This window comes from Arthrobacter sp. CAN_A1, assembly GCF_015751665.1.
In the GTDB taxonomy this organism is placed as follows: domain Bacteria; phylum Actinomycetota; class Actinomycetes; order Actinomycetales; family Micrococcaceae; genus Arthrobacter_D.
The window spans coordinates 1-14,328 of sequence record NZ_JADOUR010000001.1; the positions used below are offsets into that span (position 1 = coordinate 1).

The window sequence follows — 14,328 nt, forward strand, 5'->3', positions numbered from 1 at the left end:
GTCGAAATACCCTGGGCCGAGAGCCAGGCCATTTCCTTATAGAACTGCTGCTTCGTGGACACATCGGTGAACGGCGACCTCGCCGGCGGAACGTAGGCAGGAGAGCCAGCAGCCCGGTAGAGGAAGGCGGCCATGGCATCACGGTTGATCGGCGTCAGAGGCTTGTAGGAACGGGTGCCATTGCCGTTGTCCCAACCGGTCGAAATACCCTGGGCCGAGAGCCAGGCCATTTCCTTATAGAACTGCTGCTTCGTGGACACATCGGTGAACGGCGACCTCGCCGGCGGAACGTACTCAGCACCCTTGGTGCTGAACGTCGTCTGCCAGCTGGCGGTAGCGCCTTCGGCGAGTGAGTAGCCCTGCTTCGCCCGAGCCGTGACGCTAATCAAACCCGTCACGGTAACCGTGCCGGTGGTCGGGTACGTGCCGGCACTCCGGACCGAGCCGTTGACCAGATACTCCACGTTGGGGGTCGCCGGAATGGTGTAGGTGTCTCCTGCGGTACCGTCCATGTCCAAGAAGGTGGGAGGCGTAGGAACCAGTTCGTTCGCGGTGAAGGTCATCGTCCACGTAGCCGTGGCTCCGGTGGTGATCTCATAGTCGATCATGGGCTTAGCGATAACAGTGACACTGCCCTGAGCGCTATGTGTTCCAGAGGTTTTCACGGAGTCCCCGACCCAGTACTCCACACCAGGAGTGGTTGGGATGATGTAGACGCCCCGGCCGTTGTCAAAGAAGTCGACGAATGTCACAGGCAAAGGAATCACCTGGTACGGGGGATGCGCATCGCTGAACCGGTGATCCCAGCCGGTACGCGGACCTCCCGGTGAATATCCGCTATGGGCCTGAGCCCGAAAATAATGGGTGTCGTCCCCTTGGCGGGGGTACCTTCCCGGGGCTAGAACCACCTCTTGTGACTCACCGTCTTTCCGAAACATATAGTCCAGATGAGGAGTAGACGGGATAACGAACGCGTCTTCGGCACTGCCAGGCCGATCCTCAATGACAACCGGCTCCGCGATGGCTGTCCAGTAAACCACCATGAAATCCAGCTGGGACAGGTTGGACAGTGGAGGAGGCGGGGTCAGAGTCGCAGGTTTAGTGGACCTGACGCTTCCAGTGCGGCCATAAACCGTTTCAGTGCCGTCCTGCCCAACCACTACGACCTGGGTGAGAATGTGGTCCCCCGGGGACAACTGATCTGGCGTGACTTGAAAGCTCGCTTCGCGCCCCGGGTATATCGTGAAGAAAAGATCTCTCGAGTTATAGTCATTTACGAAATGGACCTGGATTTCAGTAATGGGAGCATCGCCAGCAGTTTCCCACTCGAAAGTAATATATTCACCAGGTTTGGCCACATCGGGGCTGGGACGCACAAGTCGAGACAATCCCGGAGCCTGCCCTTCCGCCTCTGGAGTGAACGCCTCGGACACATGCGACAGGCTTGCCGCCTCCGTTGATGCCGTGGCGGTAGTAATAGTTTCAGTTTCTTGCGCCGGCACCGGGGGTAAGTTCTCGTTCGCCACAGCTGCGATTGGGATGCTTAAGGCAAGGACGCTGGCCGTAAACACGGCGAGTAAAAGGTGGCGAAGTGACGTTCTCATGTGAGTCTCTGTTCTCTAACGCCCTATGGGCTTTCCCCGATAATACTAAGCTTTCTGGAACTGCATCCGAGTACGAATTATCGCGCTATGTTTTCCGCGTGAAGGACGGAAGCCGCTAAACGATTGAGTTGGCGCTCGGGTTTACCAACTCGGACCAGCCGGACGAAAAAGATGCTCAATAGCGTCACGTGGCTGTGTCTCGTAGTAGTCCAGCAGCCATCACCGAATCGTCAGGGACAGTCCGTCCTTGGGCATACCGGACACCCGTCAGCGAACTGGGTATGGGGCTGGGAGTTTCCCTACCATCGTCTAGGTTCCTCACCGAGACGCTGATTAGGCGGGGTCGGCAGGCTTCGAGGGGGCAGACAGTCCAGGCGCGGCAGGCTTCGCGGGTTCAGCGGGCGTCGTCGGCAGGCCCAGCAGGGCCTTGATCCGCGCCTCGGCTTCGGGGTCGGGCTGGGCGGCTGCGAGGTTGGCCTCGACGACCGCGCGCAGCACTTCCTCCCGCTGGATCTTCACGCCGCGCGGCGCGTCAATGCCGATCCTGATCCCTTCGCCACGGGAATCGAGCACGGTGACAACAATGTCGTCCCCGATCAGGATCTGTTCCCCAATTTTGCGTGTAAGCACCAGCACCCGCTTACTCTATCCCAGCTATCGGGCGTCTTTCGGGACCGGGCATCGGTTCGGCGCTCACAGCACCGGCGAGGTGGCTCGCCGCCCGTCCACCCAACCCACCGGGATGCCGAGCGTGTTGACGCTCTCCGGTGACGACGTCGTTGCCGCACCGACCACCGCCACAGCGGTGACGGGCAACTCCCGCGTCACCTCCGCCACCCACGCGGCCGTGTCCATCGGCTTGCGGCCCGCGTCCACGACAATCCAGACCTGATCCGCACCCAGCCCGGCAATGGTCGCAACACCTCCCGCCAACTCAGCGCCAAGGCGGGCACCATTCAGCCCGACGGCGGCGAACACCGGGAAGCCGCCCTCGACTCCCCCAGCCCGCAGCGCCGCCGCGGCCAGCCGGTCGGTCACCGGAGCACCCGAATCCCGTGTACCGGCCGCACCGGGATGGGCCGCACGGCGCCCGTTGACCTCCCCCTCACCAATCGCCCGCACCGCTGCACGACGATGCCTGTCGCTCACCAACTCCTCAGCCATCGAGCGTGCCACTGCCAGCGGATCCGTTCCCAGCCCGACGACGACCGTCAGGTCCCCGGGTCGGGTGGCCGGTGCGGGCACCGGGACAGCGGCGGGCTGCTGCGCCACCGTCTTGGATGCGGCATCCGTGTTGAAGATCAGGTTGTCCATCAGGGCAGCGAACAGGTCGGAGTCGGTGGACACCAACGGCTCAGCGACCTCCACCCCGTGCAGGGAGGCCTCGGCGTCGTCGGCCTCAGCGAGCAGTGCGGCTATCCCCGATCCCCTCCGCTGCGGCGTCACCGGATGTCCAGCACTGCGCCGCCCAGTGGGCGGGACGATGGGCATCGCCGCAGGAACCTCGACTGTCACCTCATAGTGCCGTTGGGCAAAGAAACCCCGGATCCCGCCCACGGTGACCAACTCGGCAGCGGTGATCCGCGCCCGCGGACCATGCTCGGCGAACGCCTGCGAGCGCAGAGCCTCCAGCGAAGGGCCCCTAAGACGAAATCTTTGCGGTTCCACGCACCACCCCTACTGTCTCAATGTTCACGTTCGCACTGGTGACTTCCTGGTAGGAGAGGACCGGCAGCCCACCGGATTGGGCGGAGACCAGCCGCCTGATCGCGGGGCGCAGCGCCGGAGCGCACACCAGCACCGCGGAGTGCCCGTTGGCTTCCGCCGACGCGACGGCGTCCTTCACCGAGGTCAACACGGCCTCGGTGCGAGCCGCATCCAGGAGGATCTGGCTGCCCTGGTCAGAAGGGCGCAAACCCTCAAGCATCGACTGTTCCAGCAGCGGGTCAATCATGATCACGCGGAGCAGGTTGCCGTCCTGGTACTGAGCGGTCAAGGCCGGGCCGAGGGCGTGCCGTGCGGCTTCGATGAGTCCTTCGGGGTCCACCGACACCTTGGCCCGCAACGTGAGGGACTCGTAGATCCGCGGAAGATCGTTGATGGGGATCTGCTCGGCGAGGAGGCCCTGAAGCACCCGCTGCACTTCGGCGAGGGACAGCATCCCCGGGATCAGCTCCTCCACAGCTGAGGGACTGACCTCGCGGACGCCGTCGGTCAGCACCCGCACATCCTCGCGGGTCAGCAGCCGGGCGGCGTTCCCCGTGATGATGGATGAGAGGTGGGTGACCAGCACCGAAACCCTGTCGATCACCGTGGCGCCGGTCATCTCGGCGTTGTGCCGCAGCTCAGCGGGGATCCATTTCCCGGCCAACCCAAACACGGGCTCCACCGTGGTGACCCCGGGCAGCGACGCCAGGTTCTCGCCCAGGGCAAGGACCTTCCCCCGGGGTGCTTCTCCGCGGCCCGCCTCCACCCCGGCAATCCTGATCACGTAGGTGGCCGGCGGCAGGTCGAGGCTGTCGCGGGTGCGGACGGGTGGCACCACCATCCCCAGGTCCAGGGCGATTTTCCGGCGCAGGGCCCGGACCCGGCCCAGCAGGTCATCCGATGATCCGGTCACCACGTCCACCAGGTCCGGTGCCAACAGGATCTCGAGCGCGTGGACCCTCATCTGTTCGATCAGGTCCTCGGTGCTGTCGGTGCTGCTTGGGGCAGCGAGCTCAGCGGCGGCGGCGTCGTCGCTGGCGCGCTTGGCGTCGTCGTCCTTCTTGATGCGCTGGGCGATGAAGATCAGTCCGGCGCCTACCAGGATGAATGGCAGCACCGGCATACCCGGAATCAGGGCCATCACGACGGCGGCACCACCGGCGATGCGCAGCGCGGTGCGTGACTGGCCCAGCTGGGCCGAGGCGGTGGAGCCCATGTCGGACTCGGCGTTGGACCGGGTAACGATCATGCCGGTGGAGACGGCCATCAGCAGCGCCGGGATCTGGGTGACCAGGCCGTCTCCGATGGTCAGGAGGCTGTAGGTGTTGACCGCATCACCGATGGACATGCCGCGCTGCAGCATGCCGATGGCAATCCCGCCGATCAGGTTGATGATGATGATGATCAGCCCGGCGATCGCGTCGCCCTTGACGAATTTGGAGGCGCCGTCCATGGCACCGTAGAAGTCCGCTTCGGCGGACACCTCGGCCCGTCGTTCACGTGCCTGGGTGTCGGTGATCAGGCCGGCGTTGAGGTCGGCGTCAATGGCCATCTGCTTACCGGGCATGGCATCGAGGGTGAAACGGGCCCCCACTTCGGCGACGCGCTCGGCACCCTTGGTGACCACCACGAACTGGATGACGACGAGGATCAGGAAGATGACCGCACCGATGATCAGCGACCCGCCCACTGCCACATGCCCGAACGCCTCGATCACCTGGCCCGCGTAGCCGTCGCCGAGGACCAGCCGGGTGGAGGCGACGTTGAGGCCCAGCCTGAACAGCGTCGCGACCAGGAGCAGGGACGGGAACACCGAGAAGTCCAGCGGCTTGCGCACAAACATGCTGGTCAGCAGGATCACCAGGGCGAGCAGGATGTTGACGATGATCAGCACGTCCAGCATGGGCGCCGGGATAGGCACCACCAGGAGCATAATGATCCCCACCACGCCGATGGGCACAAAGAGTTTTGATAGTGACCGGTTCATCAGTACGCTCCGCTGGAGGTGGAAGTGGCTACGGGGGGCAGTGTGTGTTGGCCCAGCACGGAGCCTCTGGTTTTCAGTGACATGACAAAGGCAAGGACCCGGGCGACGGCGTTGTAGTGGTCGGCGGGGATCTCCTGCCCCAGCTCGCAGGCGGCGTGCAACGCACGGGTCAGGGGAACGTCGCGGACGAGAGGTACGCGGCGCGTTTCGGCTTCCTCACGGATTCGCGCGGCGATGAGCCCTGCTCCCTTCGCCACGACGCGGGGCGCCGACTTCCCCGGCTCGTATTTGAGGGCGACCGCGAAGTGGGTGGGGTTGACCAGTACGACGTCGGCATCGCCGACGGCGGCAATCATCCGGTTCCTGCTCATCGCGAACTGGCGGGCGCGCCGCTGGGATTTGATCAATGGGTCGCCCTCGGAGCTTTTGTTCTCGTCCTTGACCTCTTTTTTGGTCATCCGGGTCTTCTTGCGGTTCCGCCGCTGCACCACCAGGACGTCGAGCGCGGCCAGGGCGAGACCGGCGACGACGGCGGACTGCAGCAACGTGACGGCGCCGCCGCTTCCGGCCGCGAGCAGGGCGGAGACGGGCAGTCCCCCTGATGACATGAGCACGGGCAGCAGCGACTGCACCACCAGCCATAGGACGGCGCCGACGACGGCAGTCTTCAGGAGTGCTTTGGTCCCCTGCCATAGGGCCTGGCCGCCGAAAGTCCGCTTGACTCCCGCCAGGACGTTGAACTGCTCAAACTTGCCACGGAACTTTTTGAAGTTGATGCCACCCTGCAGCGCTGCGGTCCCGAGGACGGCCACCACGACGACGGTGAAAAACGGGGTAAGGATGTAGGCGAGGGAGTCGAGGCCGTCAACGAGCGCCTTGACGGCCAGGGCCGGTTCGGGGCTGGCGATGATCGCCCTGAAGGTGAAGATCTGGTCGGTGCCGGCCTCGGCTGCGCGGGTAATGGTGGCCGGTATCATGACGGCGGCCGCGCCGACGCCCATCCACGCGGTGAAATCCTCCGATTTGGAGAGTTGGCCCTTGGAACGGACCTCCTTCATCCGCTTCGGTGTGGCGTCCTCGGTTTTTTCTTCAGCGCTGTCGGCCATTACCCCACCCCCATCACAAGCCGGACCGCGTTGTCGACCAGGGTCGAGACAATCCGGGGCAGGGCAACAAACAGGGTGGCAGCCAGGAGCAGCGTCACCAGGATCTTCAGCGGGAACCCGAGGGCGAACGCGTTGAGGGCCGGCGCCACCCGGGTCAGGAGGCCCAGCCCGACGTCGGCGAGAAACAGGATGACGATCAGCGGACCGGCGATCTGCACGGAGGCAAGGAACATGTTGGTGACCGAACCGGTGATCGCCTCGACGGGAGAGGACAGGTCAAGCCCGCCGCCGATCGGCAACGCCGAGAAGGTCCGGACCAGGCCGGCGATGATCAGTTGGTACCCATCGGAGGCAAACAGCAGGGCGAGGGCGGTCATCTGGAAGAGACGGGTGAACTGGGCGCCGTTGACCATGGACTGCGGGTCGAACCCCTGGGCCAGGGAGAACCCGCCGAAGAGGTCGATCAGGCTACCGGCCGCCTGGATGGCGGAGAACACCACCAGCACCAGGAAACCCAGCGCGGCCCCGACCACCAGTTCGAGGACCAGCGCGGTGATGTACCCGGCAGTACCAGGCGATTCGTAACCGGCGGCGACCTGCGGTGAAACGGCCAGGGCCAGGCCGATCGCCAGCATCGCCTTGATCCGTGCGGGGATGGCGTTGTAGGAAAACGGTGGGGCGATCACCAGGAATGCGATCATCCGCACCCCCGCCAGCATGGTCGCCTCGATGCGGCCCTGGTCCAGGACCACTTCCATGGTCAGCCGCCCATCAGAAGGCCGGGGATTTTCTCGAACATCTCCTGGGTGAAGGACACCATTTCGGAGATCATCCAGTGCCCGCAAACCAGTAGGGCAACCGCCACTGCGGCAGCCTTCGGCACGAAGGAGAGGGTCACCTCCTGGATCTGGGTGATCGACTGCAGCAGCGAAATGGCGAAACCGACCACCAGGGCGGTAATCAGAATCGGTGCGGAGAGCTTCGCGGCGAGCCAGATGGCCTGGAGTCCAATGTCGAGGACGGCGCTGGTATTCATCCGGACACCTGATAGCTGCCGATCAACGAGGTGATGATCAGCCCCCACCCATCCACGAGCACGAACAGCAGGATCTTGAATGGGAGGGAAATCATGACGGGCGGAAGCATCATCATGCCCATGGACATCAGGGCCGCAGAGACCACCAGGTCGATGACCAGGAACGGCACAAAGATGACGAATCCGATGATGAACGCCGCCCGCAGCTCAGAAATCATGAACGCCGGGATGAGGGTGGCGAGCGAAACGGAGGTCGGGTCCTCCGGGTTTTCCTGGCCCGCGGCACGGGTCATCAGGGCCAGATCCTCTTCCCGGGTGTTGCCGAGCATGAAGGTCCGGAGTGGTCCCGACCCGACGTCGGCCGCTTCGCCGAGCAGCAGATCGCCGTTGAGGAAGGGCTGGACAGCGAGGTTGTTAATCTCGCTGAGGACGGGCGCCATGATGAAGATCGAGAGGAAGAGGGCCAACCCGGCCAGCACCTGGTTGGGCGGGATGGACGGCAGCGACAGGGCGTTCCGGGTCATGGCGAGCACTACGAAGATCTTCGTGAAGGAGGTCATCATGAGCAGCAGCGCCGGGGCCACCGAGAGCAGGGTGATCCCCAGCAGCGTGACGATGGCCCCGCTGGGGCCACCGTTGACGCCGTTGATCTCCACTGACAGGCCGTCCGCGTCCTCGGGCGCTACCGGGTCGAGCGGGTCGGTGGGCGGCAATGGGTCGATGGGGGTCGCGAACGCGGCCAGCGAGGTCAGCAGCGGGATCAGGCCCGCAAGCAGCACGGTCAGCACCACGATCGCTGCGACGGCGCGTCCGCTCAGGCGGGAGTGCGTCGTCGTGCGGGGCGTGGGTGCTGCGTGGTGTGAGGACCGCCCAGTGTGGACGGAACGGTTCACCCCGTCCGTCCCTGGCGGAGTGCTGCGGCGGTCTGTTTCCAGGTGTCCGGGGACAGGATTGATCCGGCCAGCGGCGACGGCCCCTGGGCCGCGGGGGTGCGCGCGGCCCGGCGCCCGGACCGTTTGGCGTCGGTGCGGGAGGCCGCAGGACGGGATACGGCGGCACGGGTGGCATCGGGTGCCGAATGCCGGGCGTGGGGAGCCCCGGTAGCTGTGGCAAGGCTCAGCACGCGGGCAAAGGTGGCGCCGTCGACGTCGGTGCGGCCGTCGTCGTCGGACAATGCGGGCACCGAGGTGAGTCCGGGGGCGGCGCTGGTGTGGAGGACGTTCACTGACTGGTCGGTCACGCCGAGGAGGAAGCGCCGGCCGTCGGCTTCAATCATGACGACCGATGCCTTGGGGCTGATGCCCTGGCGGGTGACGACGGTGACCGGGTCGGCTTTGTTGCCGGTCCGGTTGAACCGGGAGATTTTGCGGTGCAGGTACCAGAGCAGTCCAAGCACGACAGCGAGGGAGAGAATGACCCTCAGCCCGAGGACCACGGCGTCCATTTAGAAGGATCCCTCAGCGACGTCGAGGATCCGGGTGATGCGGACGGCGTAGTCCTGGTCGACGACGACCACCTCGCCGTGGGCGATCAGCCGTCCGTTGAGGAGGACATCGGCGGGTGCACCGGCCGAGCGGTCTAGTTCAATGACGCCGCCCGGTTCCAGGTCGAGCACGTCGCGCACTGACATCCGGGTGCGGCCAATCTCCACGGTCATGGACATTTCGACGTTGTTGATCCGACCCAGTTTCCCGGCTGCGGAGCTGCTGGCGAACGGTCCGCCGAAGGATTTGGTAGCGCCGCTGCGGATACGGATGGCGAACCAGCCCTGCGCCCGGCCGTTTCCGGTGAGCTCGAAAATGGTGGCCTCGGGGTCGGCGAAGAGCGCCGTCGCGTCCCCGGTCAGGGTGGCCCCCAGAACTCCGGCGCCGAGGACAGCCGTTGCGGCCTCCAGCGCGGGGCGGAGGATGTCCGATGGGGACACCAGCGGAGAGTCGGTTCCTGCGGCCTCAACCGGGACGCTGCCATCGGCGAGGATGAGGGCGACGTCGGCCGACGTTGCCCCAACAAAGGACCCGGACAGTGCCGACGCTGCCAGACCGGACGGCATCTGCCGGGTGGTGCTGAGACTGGCCCGCGCGGGAACCGAGGTGGGTAGCAGTTCGACGAGCGCGTCGGCTGCCGCCTGGGAAAGGTTGGTGGTGATCATGTCGTTTTCTCCTCGGTGTTCACAACAACACAAGCCAGGCGAGAGCCGTTGACTCCTGCCGCCGCGTGGGCCAGCCAGTTGCCGTTGACCATGACGTTCAGCGGTCGGTGCTGCGGGTGGGGCAGGGGCAGAACATCCCCGACGGCGAGGTCGAGGATGCGGCCGGGTTTAACGGTCACCGGGGCGAGCTGGAGTGCAACCTCGACCGGCACGTTGGCGAGCTGAGCCTGCACCAGCTCGCGGGCGTTGCCGCGGTCGGACGCCGGATTCGCCTCGCCGAGCTGGGGGATCAGGAGATCGGCGGGGATGGCGACAGTTGCCTTGGAGGTGCGCTCCCCTACCCGGATCTCAAAGCCAGCGACGATCATCAGGTCGGCCGTCGGAGCTGCCTGCGCGAACTGTGAGTTGTAGTGGATTGAGTCGACGGTCATGTGCTTGGTCAGCAGGGACCCCAGGGAGTAGTGCAGCCCCTCCAGCCCGTCATCCATCAGCCGGTGGACCAGTGCCTGCTCAATCTGCGTGAATTTACGGTCGCGAGCTGCTGTGGTGCCGTGGCCGCCGAGCATGTGGTCGACCCAGTACAGGGCCGCCGACGTCGGGAACTGGATGACCGCTTTCGCGGCCAGCCCCTCGATGGAGCACAACACCATGGCTGTGGTGTGCGGCAGGGACGCGGCGTACTCGTTGTAGGACTGCATCAGGACGTGATCGGACGCGACCTGGCAGATCACCCGCACCTTGGCGGTCAACTGGGTGGCCCACTGGCGCGCGAACGTCTCGAAGGCCAGTTCAAGCACCCGGGAATGCTCACGTGCCAGTGTGGTGGGGCGGCGGAAGTCATAGACATCCACCTGACGTCCCGCTGCTGCGGGCACGCCAATATTAAGGTGTTCCTGGACCGTCACAGCAGCAACTATCGGCACCCGCCGATGGTGCGTTAGGAGAACCCAGGTAACGGTTGGGCGTCAGCCCCACCCCCTGTCGCCGAACCGTCAGATACGGCGGGCCCGGGGCCCCTGGACCCACCACACCTCACCGTTCGGCGGGAGGCGTGGAGGGGTGGGAAGGATCAGGGAGAGCCGGGAGTCGGGAGGGGTGCAGGGGTCAGGTGCTGGCGGCGACCTCGGGGATCAGTTCCCGGACGGCTTCGGACTCATCAGACAGCACCACGATGTCAACCCGTCGGTTCAGCTTCAGCTCTTCCTCGGTGATCCCCGGCGCCAGCGGCCGGGTTTCGCCGTGGCCCACCGCAGCGATTCGCGGGCCTGGCACCCCACCCTTCTCCACGAGGTGGCGCAGCACGTTGACCGACCGTTCGGTGGACAGCTCCCAGTCTCGGGGCGCAAGGAAGGTTTCCGGCAGCTTCGCCGTATGGCCCTCGACCGAGACCTGCCGCTCGGTACTGGCCAGGACGGGACCGACCGAGTCGAGCACCTGACCGGTCCGTTCGGTGAGTTCGGCCCGGTCCGGGAGGAAGAACGTTTCGGAGCTGACCAACCGGATGGTGAGGCCCCGTTCGTCCAGCTCAAAGCGCACCGAGTCCTGCAGTTGGTCCTCGAGGAGTCCCTCCTCGATTTTGCGCTGGACCTCGCGGAGATCGTCCACTTCCTGCAGCGCCAACTCCATGTCGGTGAACCCTTCGAGGCCCTCGTCGATCATGTCGGCCGGGACCACCACGCCCTCGGCGGTATCCACGGCCCCCACCTCGACCTGCCCGAATCCGGTGGCCAGTGAATTGCGCAGCTGCTCAAACTTTGCCTGGTCCACGGTGGACATGGCGAAGAGCACGATGAACAGGCACATCAAGACTGTGACCATGTCGGCGTAGGAGACGGCCCAGCGTTCGTCGACGTGGAACTCTTCAGGCGGCTCGGCCTTCCTGCGGGGCCTGCTCATGCTGCTTTGTTCTCGGCCTTCTCTTTGACGCCCTTGGCCGCCTTGCCCGGAGGTACCAAGGCGGTAAGGCGTTCAGTGAGCAGCATCGGCTGAGCACCTTCCTGGATGGCCATGATTCCTTCGAGCTGAAGGTTCATCCGGTCAACCTCTAGTTCGTTCAGGCGACCGATGCGGCTGCTTATCGGCAGCCAGATGAAGTTCGAAGACAATAGGCCCCAGAGGGTTGCGACGAAGGCTGCCGCGATCATGTGGCCGAGTTCGTCCGGCTTGTTGAGGTTCTCCAGGACATGGGTCAGGGACACCACGGTGCCGACGATGCCGACTGTCGGGGCGTATCCGCCCAGGGCTGCGAAGAACTTCGAGTTGCCCCTGCCTGTCTTGTTCTTGGTGGCAATCTCGTCTTCCATCATGGTCCGAAGGTCATCTCCTTCGGTGCCGTCCGCGATGTTCTGCAGTGCCTTCTTCAGAAACGGGTCCTTGGCCTCGTTGGCGTTTTGCTCCAGGGCGAGCAGACCTTCGGACCGGGCTGTCTCAGCGAACCCAACCAGCTCCTGGACAGTCTCCTCAAGTTTGATCTTGCTGCCTTTGACCGCGGGGCCCACGGCTTTGAACGCCGAGATGGTGTCCTTCATGGTGAACGAGGCCAGGCCGATGGCAATGGTGGCGCCGAACACAAGGATCATGGGGGCCGGCAGCAGGACGGACTGAACGTGAGCGCCCTCCAGGAAAATCATCGCGTAGAGGGATCCAAACGCGAGCAGAATGCCGATGATTGTTGCCGGATCCATGGGCTACTTTCCTGCCGGGTGACGAGGGATGGCGGCGAGCTTGGCAACCGGCTGCGGGGTATCCGCCAGATCCCAGGCCATGCGTAGGACGGAGGCGCGATACCCGCGGATGATCTCGATCACATCTTCGAGAGGCTCGCACACGATCACGAAGGATCCATCCACCATGGACAAGGTGGTGTCCGGGTTGGCATGGATCTTCTCGATCAGATCCGGGTTGATCGCGAACTGCGACCCATTCAGGTGCGTGACGACGATCATCGGCCGGTTCCTCAAGGTTGGGGGCCGTCGCCGGCCGTTTGTAGTACATATCGACGGCCCCGGCCCTTTCGTAAGGGTTCGGGGCCGTCGTTGGTGCTGTTTCAGCTCAGTGGGGGCGAAAAGACTACCGCTTCAGGTTGGACAGTTCCTGCAGGACCTCATCCGAAGTGGTGATAATCCGGGCGTTCGCCTGGAAACCACGCTGCGCCACAATCAGGTTGGTGAACTCCTGGGACAGGTCGACGTTGGACATTTCCAGCATCCCTCCTGCCACTGATCCGAGCCCGTCGGCACCGGGTGCGCCGACCGCTGGGTCGCCGGAGTTTACGGTGGCCCGGTAGGAGGACCCGCCGGTCTTTTCCAGCCCGCCCGGGTTCACGAAGTTGGCCAGGGCAATCCGGCCGAGGGGTTCACGTCCGCCGTTGCTGAAGGCGCCGATCAGGGTGCCGTCCGGCGAGAGGGTGAACGATTCGAGGGTGCCAGCTGACCGGCCGTTCTGTTCCGCCAGGGAGATGGTGGAGAGTTGGGCCACCCCGGTGACTTCGGTCAGGTCGACGGCGATGCCACCGACGTTCAGCGTGCCGCCGGTGGCGACGTTTCCGTCGGCGTCGAACGTCAGTGCGCTGTTCCCGGTTTGGGCGCCATCGGCACCCGCAACATCCCAGCCAGCGCCGGTCTTCGTGAAGGTCAGGGTCAGGGTGCGTGCCTCGCCGGTGGCGTTGAAGACCTCAACGTCCTGGATGATCTCGGTGCCATCAGCGGCGTCCGAGGGAAGGTTCCCGACGGCGCCTGCCGTGGTGGTTTGCGCGGGAGCCGACACGGCCTCCCGTGGCACGGTGATGTCGCCGATCGCACCGCCGGCCACCTCACCGTTGACGGCACCCCAGCCCTGGACGATCGCCCCGTCGGGTGAGACCAGCCGGCCGGCGGCGTCGAAGTCGAAGGACCCGGCCCGCGTGTAGGTGGTTTCACCGCCGGACTGGGTGACGAAGAACCCCTCACCGGCCACCATCATGTCCGTGGCCCGGCCGGTGGCCTGCGCCGACCCCTGGGCGAAGTTGGTGGAGATGCCGGCCACCTGGACGCCGAGCCCGATCTGCGCCGGGTTGGTTCCGCCGACCGCCTGCTGGGGGCCGCCGGCTCCCTGGGTGAGCTGGGACAGGGTGTCCTGGAATTGGGCGGAGGACGCCTTGAACCCGGTGGTGTTGACGTTGGCGATGTTGTTGCCGGTGACGTCGAGCATGGTCTGGTGTGAGCGGAGGCCGGAAATTCCGGAGTAGAGCGAGCGCAGCATGGGATGGCCTTTCGGAGGGAGGGGGTGTCAGAGGGTTTCGGCTGCCGGCATGACTACACCGGAAATCTGGTCGAGCGGAATGGTGGCGTCCCCGACGGTGACGGTGGGGACGGGTCCGGCGAAGGAGACGGCAGTGGCCGAGCCGACGATGGTGTCGCCGGCGTCGTCGGTGTAGCTGATCTCTTTACCCAGCAGGGTTGACGCTGACGTCCGCATTTCGAGGAAGAAGTTCTCCTCGATGGTGCCGGTCATCTCAGTGATTTTCTCCATCATGGCCAGCTGAGTGGTTTGCGAGATCATCTGGTTGGTGTCCATCGGCGAGCTGGGGTCCTGGTTGCGGAGCTGGCTGACCAGCAGTGACATGAACACCTCGCTGTCCATGGCCTGCTTGGGGGTGCGCTGAACCTGCTCCCCCTGGAACGTGGGTGTTGCGGCTTCAACCGCTTCAATTGGCACGGGATGTTGTCCTTTGTTCTGGGCGAGAGGGGCGTACGGGGAGA

Annotated in this window: 16 protein-coding genes; all 16 read right to left on the reverse strand. The window is 64.9% G+C overall.

Annotated elements, in window-relative coordinates:
- Positions 1 to 563 (reverse strand): S-layer homology domain-containing protein (locus IWX62_RS00005; RefSeq protein ID WP_196839810.1); only part of this gene is annotated, 563 nt, incomplete at its 3' end.
- 1,374 nt (positions 564 to 1,937) lie between these two features.
- Positions 1,938 to 2,240 (reverse strand): carbon storage regulator CsrA, encoded by a 303-nt coding sequence (gene csrA / locus IWX62_RS00010; RefSeq protein WP_196839312.1) that lies wholly within the window; start codon positions 2,238 to 2,240, stop codon positions 1,938 to 1,940.
- A 57-nt stretch (positions 2,241 to 2,297) separates the two neighbouring features.
- The gene (locus IWX62_RS00015; RefSeq protein ID WP_196839313.1) at positions 2,298 to 3,272 is read right to left on the reverse strand and encodes a hypothetical protein; all 975 of its coding nucleotides are present in this window, start codon (positions 3,270 to 3,272) and stop codon (positions 2,298 to 2,300) included.
- On the reverse strand, positions 3,247 to 5,298 hold the full coding sequence (locus tag IWX62_RS00020) for a flagellar biosynthesis protein FlhA (RefSeq protein WP_196839314.1): 2,052 nt from the start codon (positions 5,296 to 5,298) through the stop codon (positions 3,247 to 3,249). The genes IWX62_RS00015 and IWX62_RS00020 overlap by 26 nt, the downstream gene beginning before the upstream one ends.
- Positions 5,298 to 6,404, reverse strand: coding sequence for an EscU/YscU/HrcU family type III secretion system export apparatus switch protein (locus IWX62_RS00025; protein ID WP_196839315.1), 1,107 nt, complete (start codon positions 6,402 to 6,404; stop codon positions 5,298 to 5,300). The genes IWX62_RS00020 and IWX62_RS00025 overlap by 1 nt, the downstream gene beginning before the upstream one ends.
- Entirely contained in the window at positions 6,404 to 7,162 is a 759-nt protein-coding gene (locus tag IWX62_RS00030; protein WP_196839316.1) for a flagellar biosynthetic protein FliR, read from the reverse strand. Before IWX62_RS00030 ends, IWX62_RS00025 begins: the two co-directional genes overlap by 1 nt.
- 2 nt (positions 7,163 to 7,164) lie before the next feature.
- Positions 7,165 to 7,440, reverse strand: a complete 276-nt coding sequence (gene fliQ / locus IWX62_RS00035) for a flagellar biosynthesis protein FliQ (protein ID WP_026551948.1) — start codon at positions 7,438 to 7,440, stop codon at positions 7,165 to 7,167.
- Positions 7,437 to 8,258, reverse strand: a complete 822-nt coding sequence (gene fliP / locus IWX62_RS00040; RefSeq protein ID WP_196839811.1) for a flagellar type III secretion system pore protein FliP — start codon at positions 8,256 to 8,258, stop codon at positions 7,437 to 7,439. The genes fliQ and fliP overlap by 4 nt, the downstream gene beginning before the upstream one ends.
- 71 nt (positions 8,259 to 8,329) lie before the next feature.
- Positions 8,330 to 8,884 (reverse strand): FliO/MopB family protein, encoded by a 555-nt coding sequence (locus IWX62_RS00045; protein WP_196839317.1) that lies wholly within the window; start codon positions 8,882 to 8,884, stop codon positions 8,330 to 8,332.
- On the reverse strand, positions 8,885 to 9,589 hold the full coding sequence (gene fliN, locus IWX62_RS00050; RefSeq protein ID WP_196839318.1) for a flagellar motor switch protein FliN: 705 nt from the start codon (positions 9,587 to 9,589) through the stop codon (positions 8,885 to 8,887).
- A complete protein-coding gene (locus tag IWX62_RS00055; protein WP_333483115.1) occupies positions 9,586 to 10,494 on the reverse strand; it encodes a flagellar motor switch protein FliM in 909 nt (302 codons plus the stop codon). Before IWX62_RS00055 ends, fliN begins: the two co-directional genes overlap by 4 nt.
- Before the next feature lie 199 nt (positions 10,495 to 10,693).
- Positions 10,694 to 11,485 carry an OmpA/MotB family protein gene (locus tag IWX62_RS00060; RefSeq protein ID WP_196839319.1) on the reverse strand — a complete coding sequence of 264 codons (792 nt, stop codon included), beginning with the start codon at positions 11,483 to 11,485 and terminating at the stop codon, positions 10,694 to 10,696.
- The gene (locus tag IWX62_RS00065) at positions 11,482 to 12,273 is read right to left on the reverse strand and encodes a motility protein A (RefSeq protein ID WP_196839320.1); all 792 of its coding nucleotides are present in this window, start codon (positions 12,271 to 12,273) and stop codon (positions 11,482 to 11,484) included. Before IWX62_RS00065 ends, IWX62_RS00060 begins: the two co-directional genes overlap by 4 nt.
- A 3-nt stretch (positions 12,274 to 12,276) precedes the next feature.
- Positions 12,277 to 12,534 (reverse strand): flagellar FlbD family protein, encoded by a 258-nt coding sequence (locus IWX62_RS00070; RefSeq protein WP_196839321.1) that lies wholly within the window; start codon positions 12,532 to 12,534, stop codon positions 12,277 to 12,279.
- A 124-nt stretch (positions 12,535 to 12,658) separates the two neighbouring features.
- Positions 12,659 to 13,828 (reverse strand): flagellar hook protein FlgE, encoded by a 1,170-nt coding sequence (locus IWX62_RS00075; RefSeq protein ID WP_196839322.1) that lies wholly within the window; start codon positions 13,826 to 13,828, stop codon positions 12,659 to 12,661.
- A gap of 27 nt (positions 13,829 to 13,855) precedes the next feature.
- On the reverse strand, positions 13,856 to 14,284 hold the full coding sequence (locus IWX62_RS00080) for a flagellar hook assembly protein FlgD (protein WP_196839323.1): 429 nt from the start codon (positions 14,282 to 14,284) through the stop codon (positions 13,856 to 13,858).
- Between the last annotated feature and the right edge of the window lie 44 nt (positions 14,285 to 14,328).

Excerpts from the sequence above, each read along its gene's own strand:
- IWX62_RS00030 (WP_196839316.1), bottom strand. The coding sequence starts at position 7,162 with ATGGAAGTGGTCCTGGACCAGGGCCGCATCGAGGCGACCATGCTGGCG.
- IWX62_RS00065 (WP_196839320.1), bottom strand. The coding sequence starts at position 12,273 with ATGGATCCGGCAACAATCATCGGCATTCTGCTCGCGTTTGGATCCCTC.
- fliQ (WP_026551948.1), bottom strand. The coding sequence starts at position 7,440 with ATGAATACCAGCGCCGTCCTCGACATTGGACTCCAGGCCATCTGGCTC.
- IWX62_RS00020 (WP_196839314.1), bottom strand. The coding sequence starts at position 5,298 with ATGAACCGGTCACTATCAAAACTCTTTGTGCCCATCGGCGTGGTGGGG.
- IWX62_RS00060 (WP_196839319.1), bottom strand. The coding sequence starts at position 11,485 with ATGAGCAGGCCCCGCAGGAAGGCCGAGCCGCCTGAAGAGTTCCACGTC.
- fliN (WP_196839318.1), bottom strand. The coding sequence starts at position 9,589 with ATGATCACCACCAACCTTTCCCAGGCGGCAGCCGACGCGCTCGTCGAA.
- IWX62_RS00075 (WP_196839322.1), bottom strand. The coding sequence starts at position 13,828 with ATGCTGCGCTCGCTCTACTCCGGAATTTCCGGCCTCCGCTCACACCAG.
- IWX62_RS00070 (WP_196839321.1), bottom strand. The coding sequence starts at position 12,534 with ATGATCGTCGTCACGCACCTGAATGGGTCGCAGTTCGCGATCAACCCG.
- IWX62_RS00025 (WP_196839315.1), bottom strand. The coding sequence starts at position 6,404 with ATGGCCGACAGCGCTGAAGAAAAAACCGAGGACGCCACACCGAAGCGG.
- IWX62_RS00045 (WP_196839317.1), bottom strand. The coding sequence starts at position 8,884 with ATGGACGCCGTGGTCCTCGGGCTGAGGGTCATTCTCTCCCTCGCTGTC.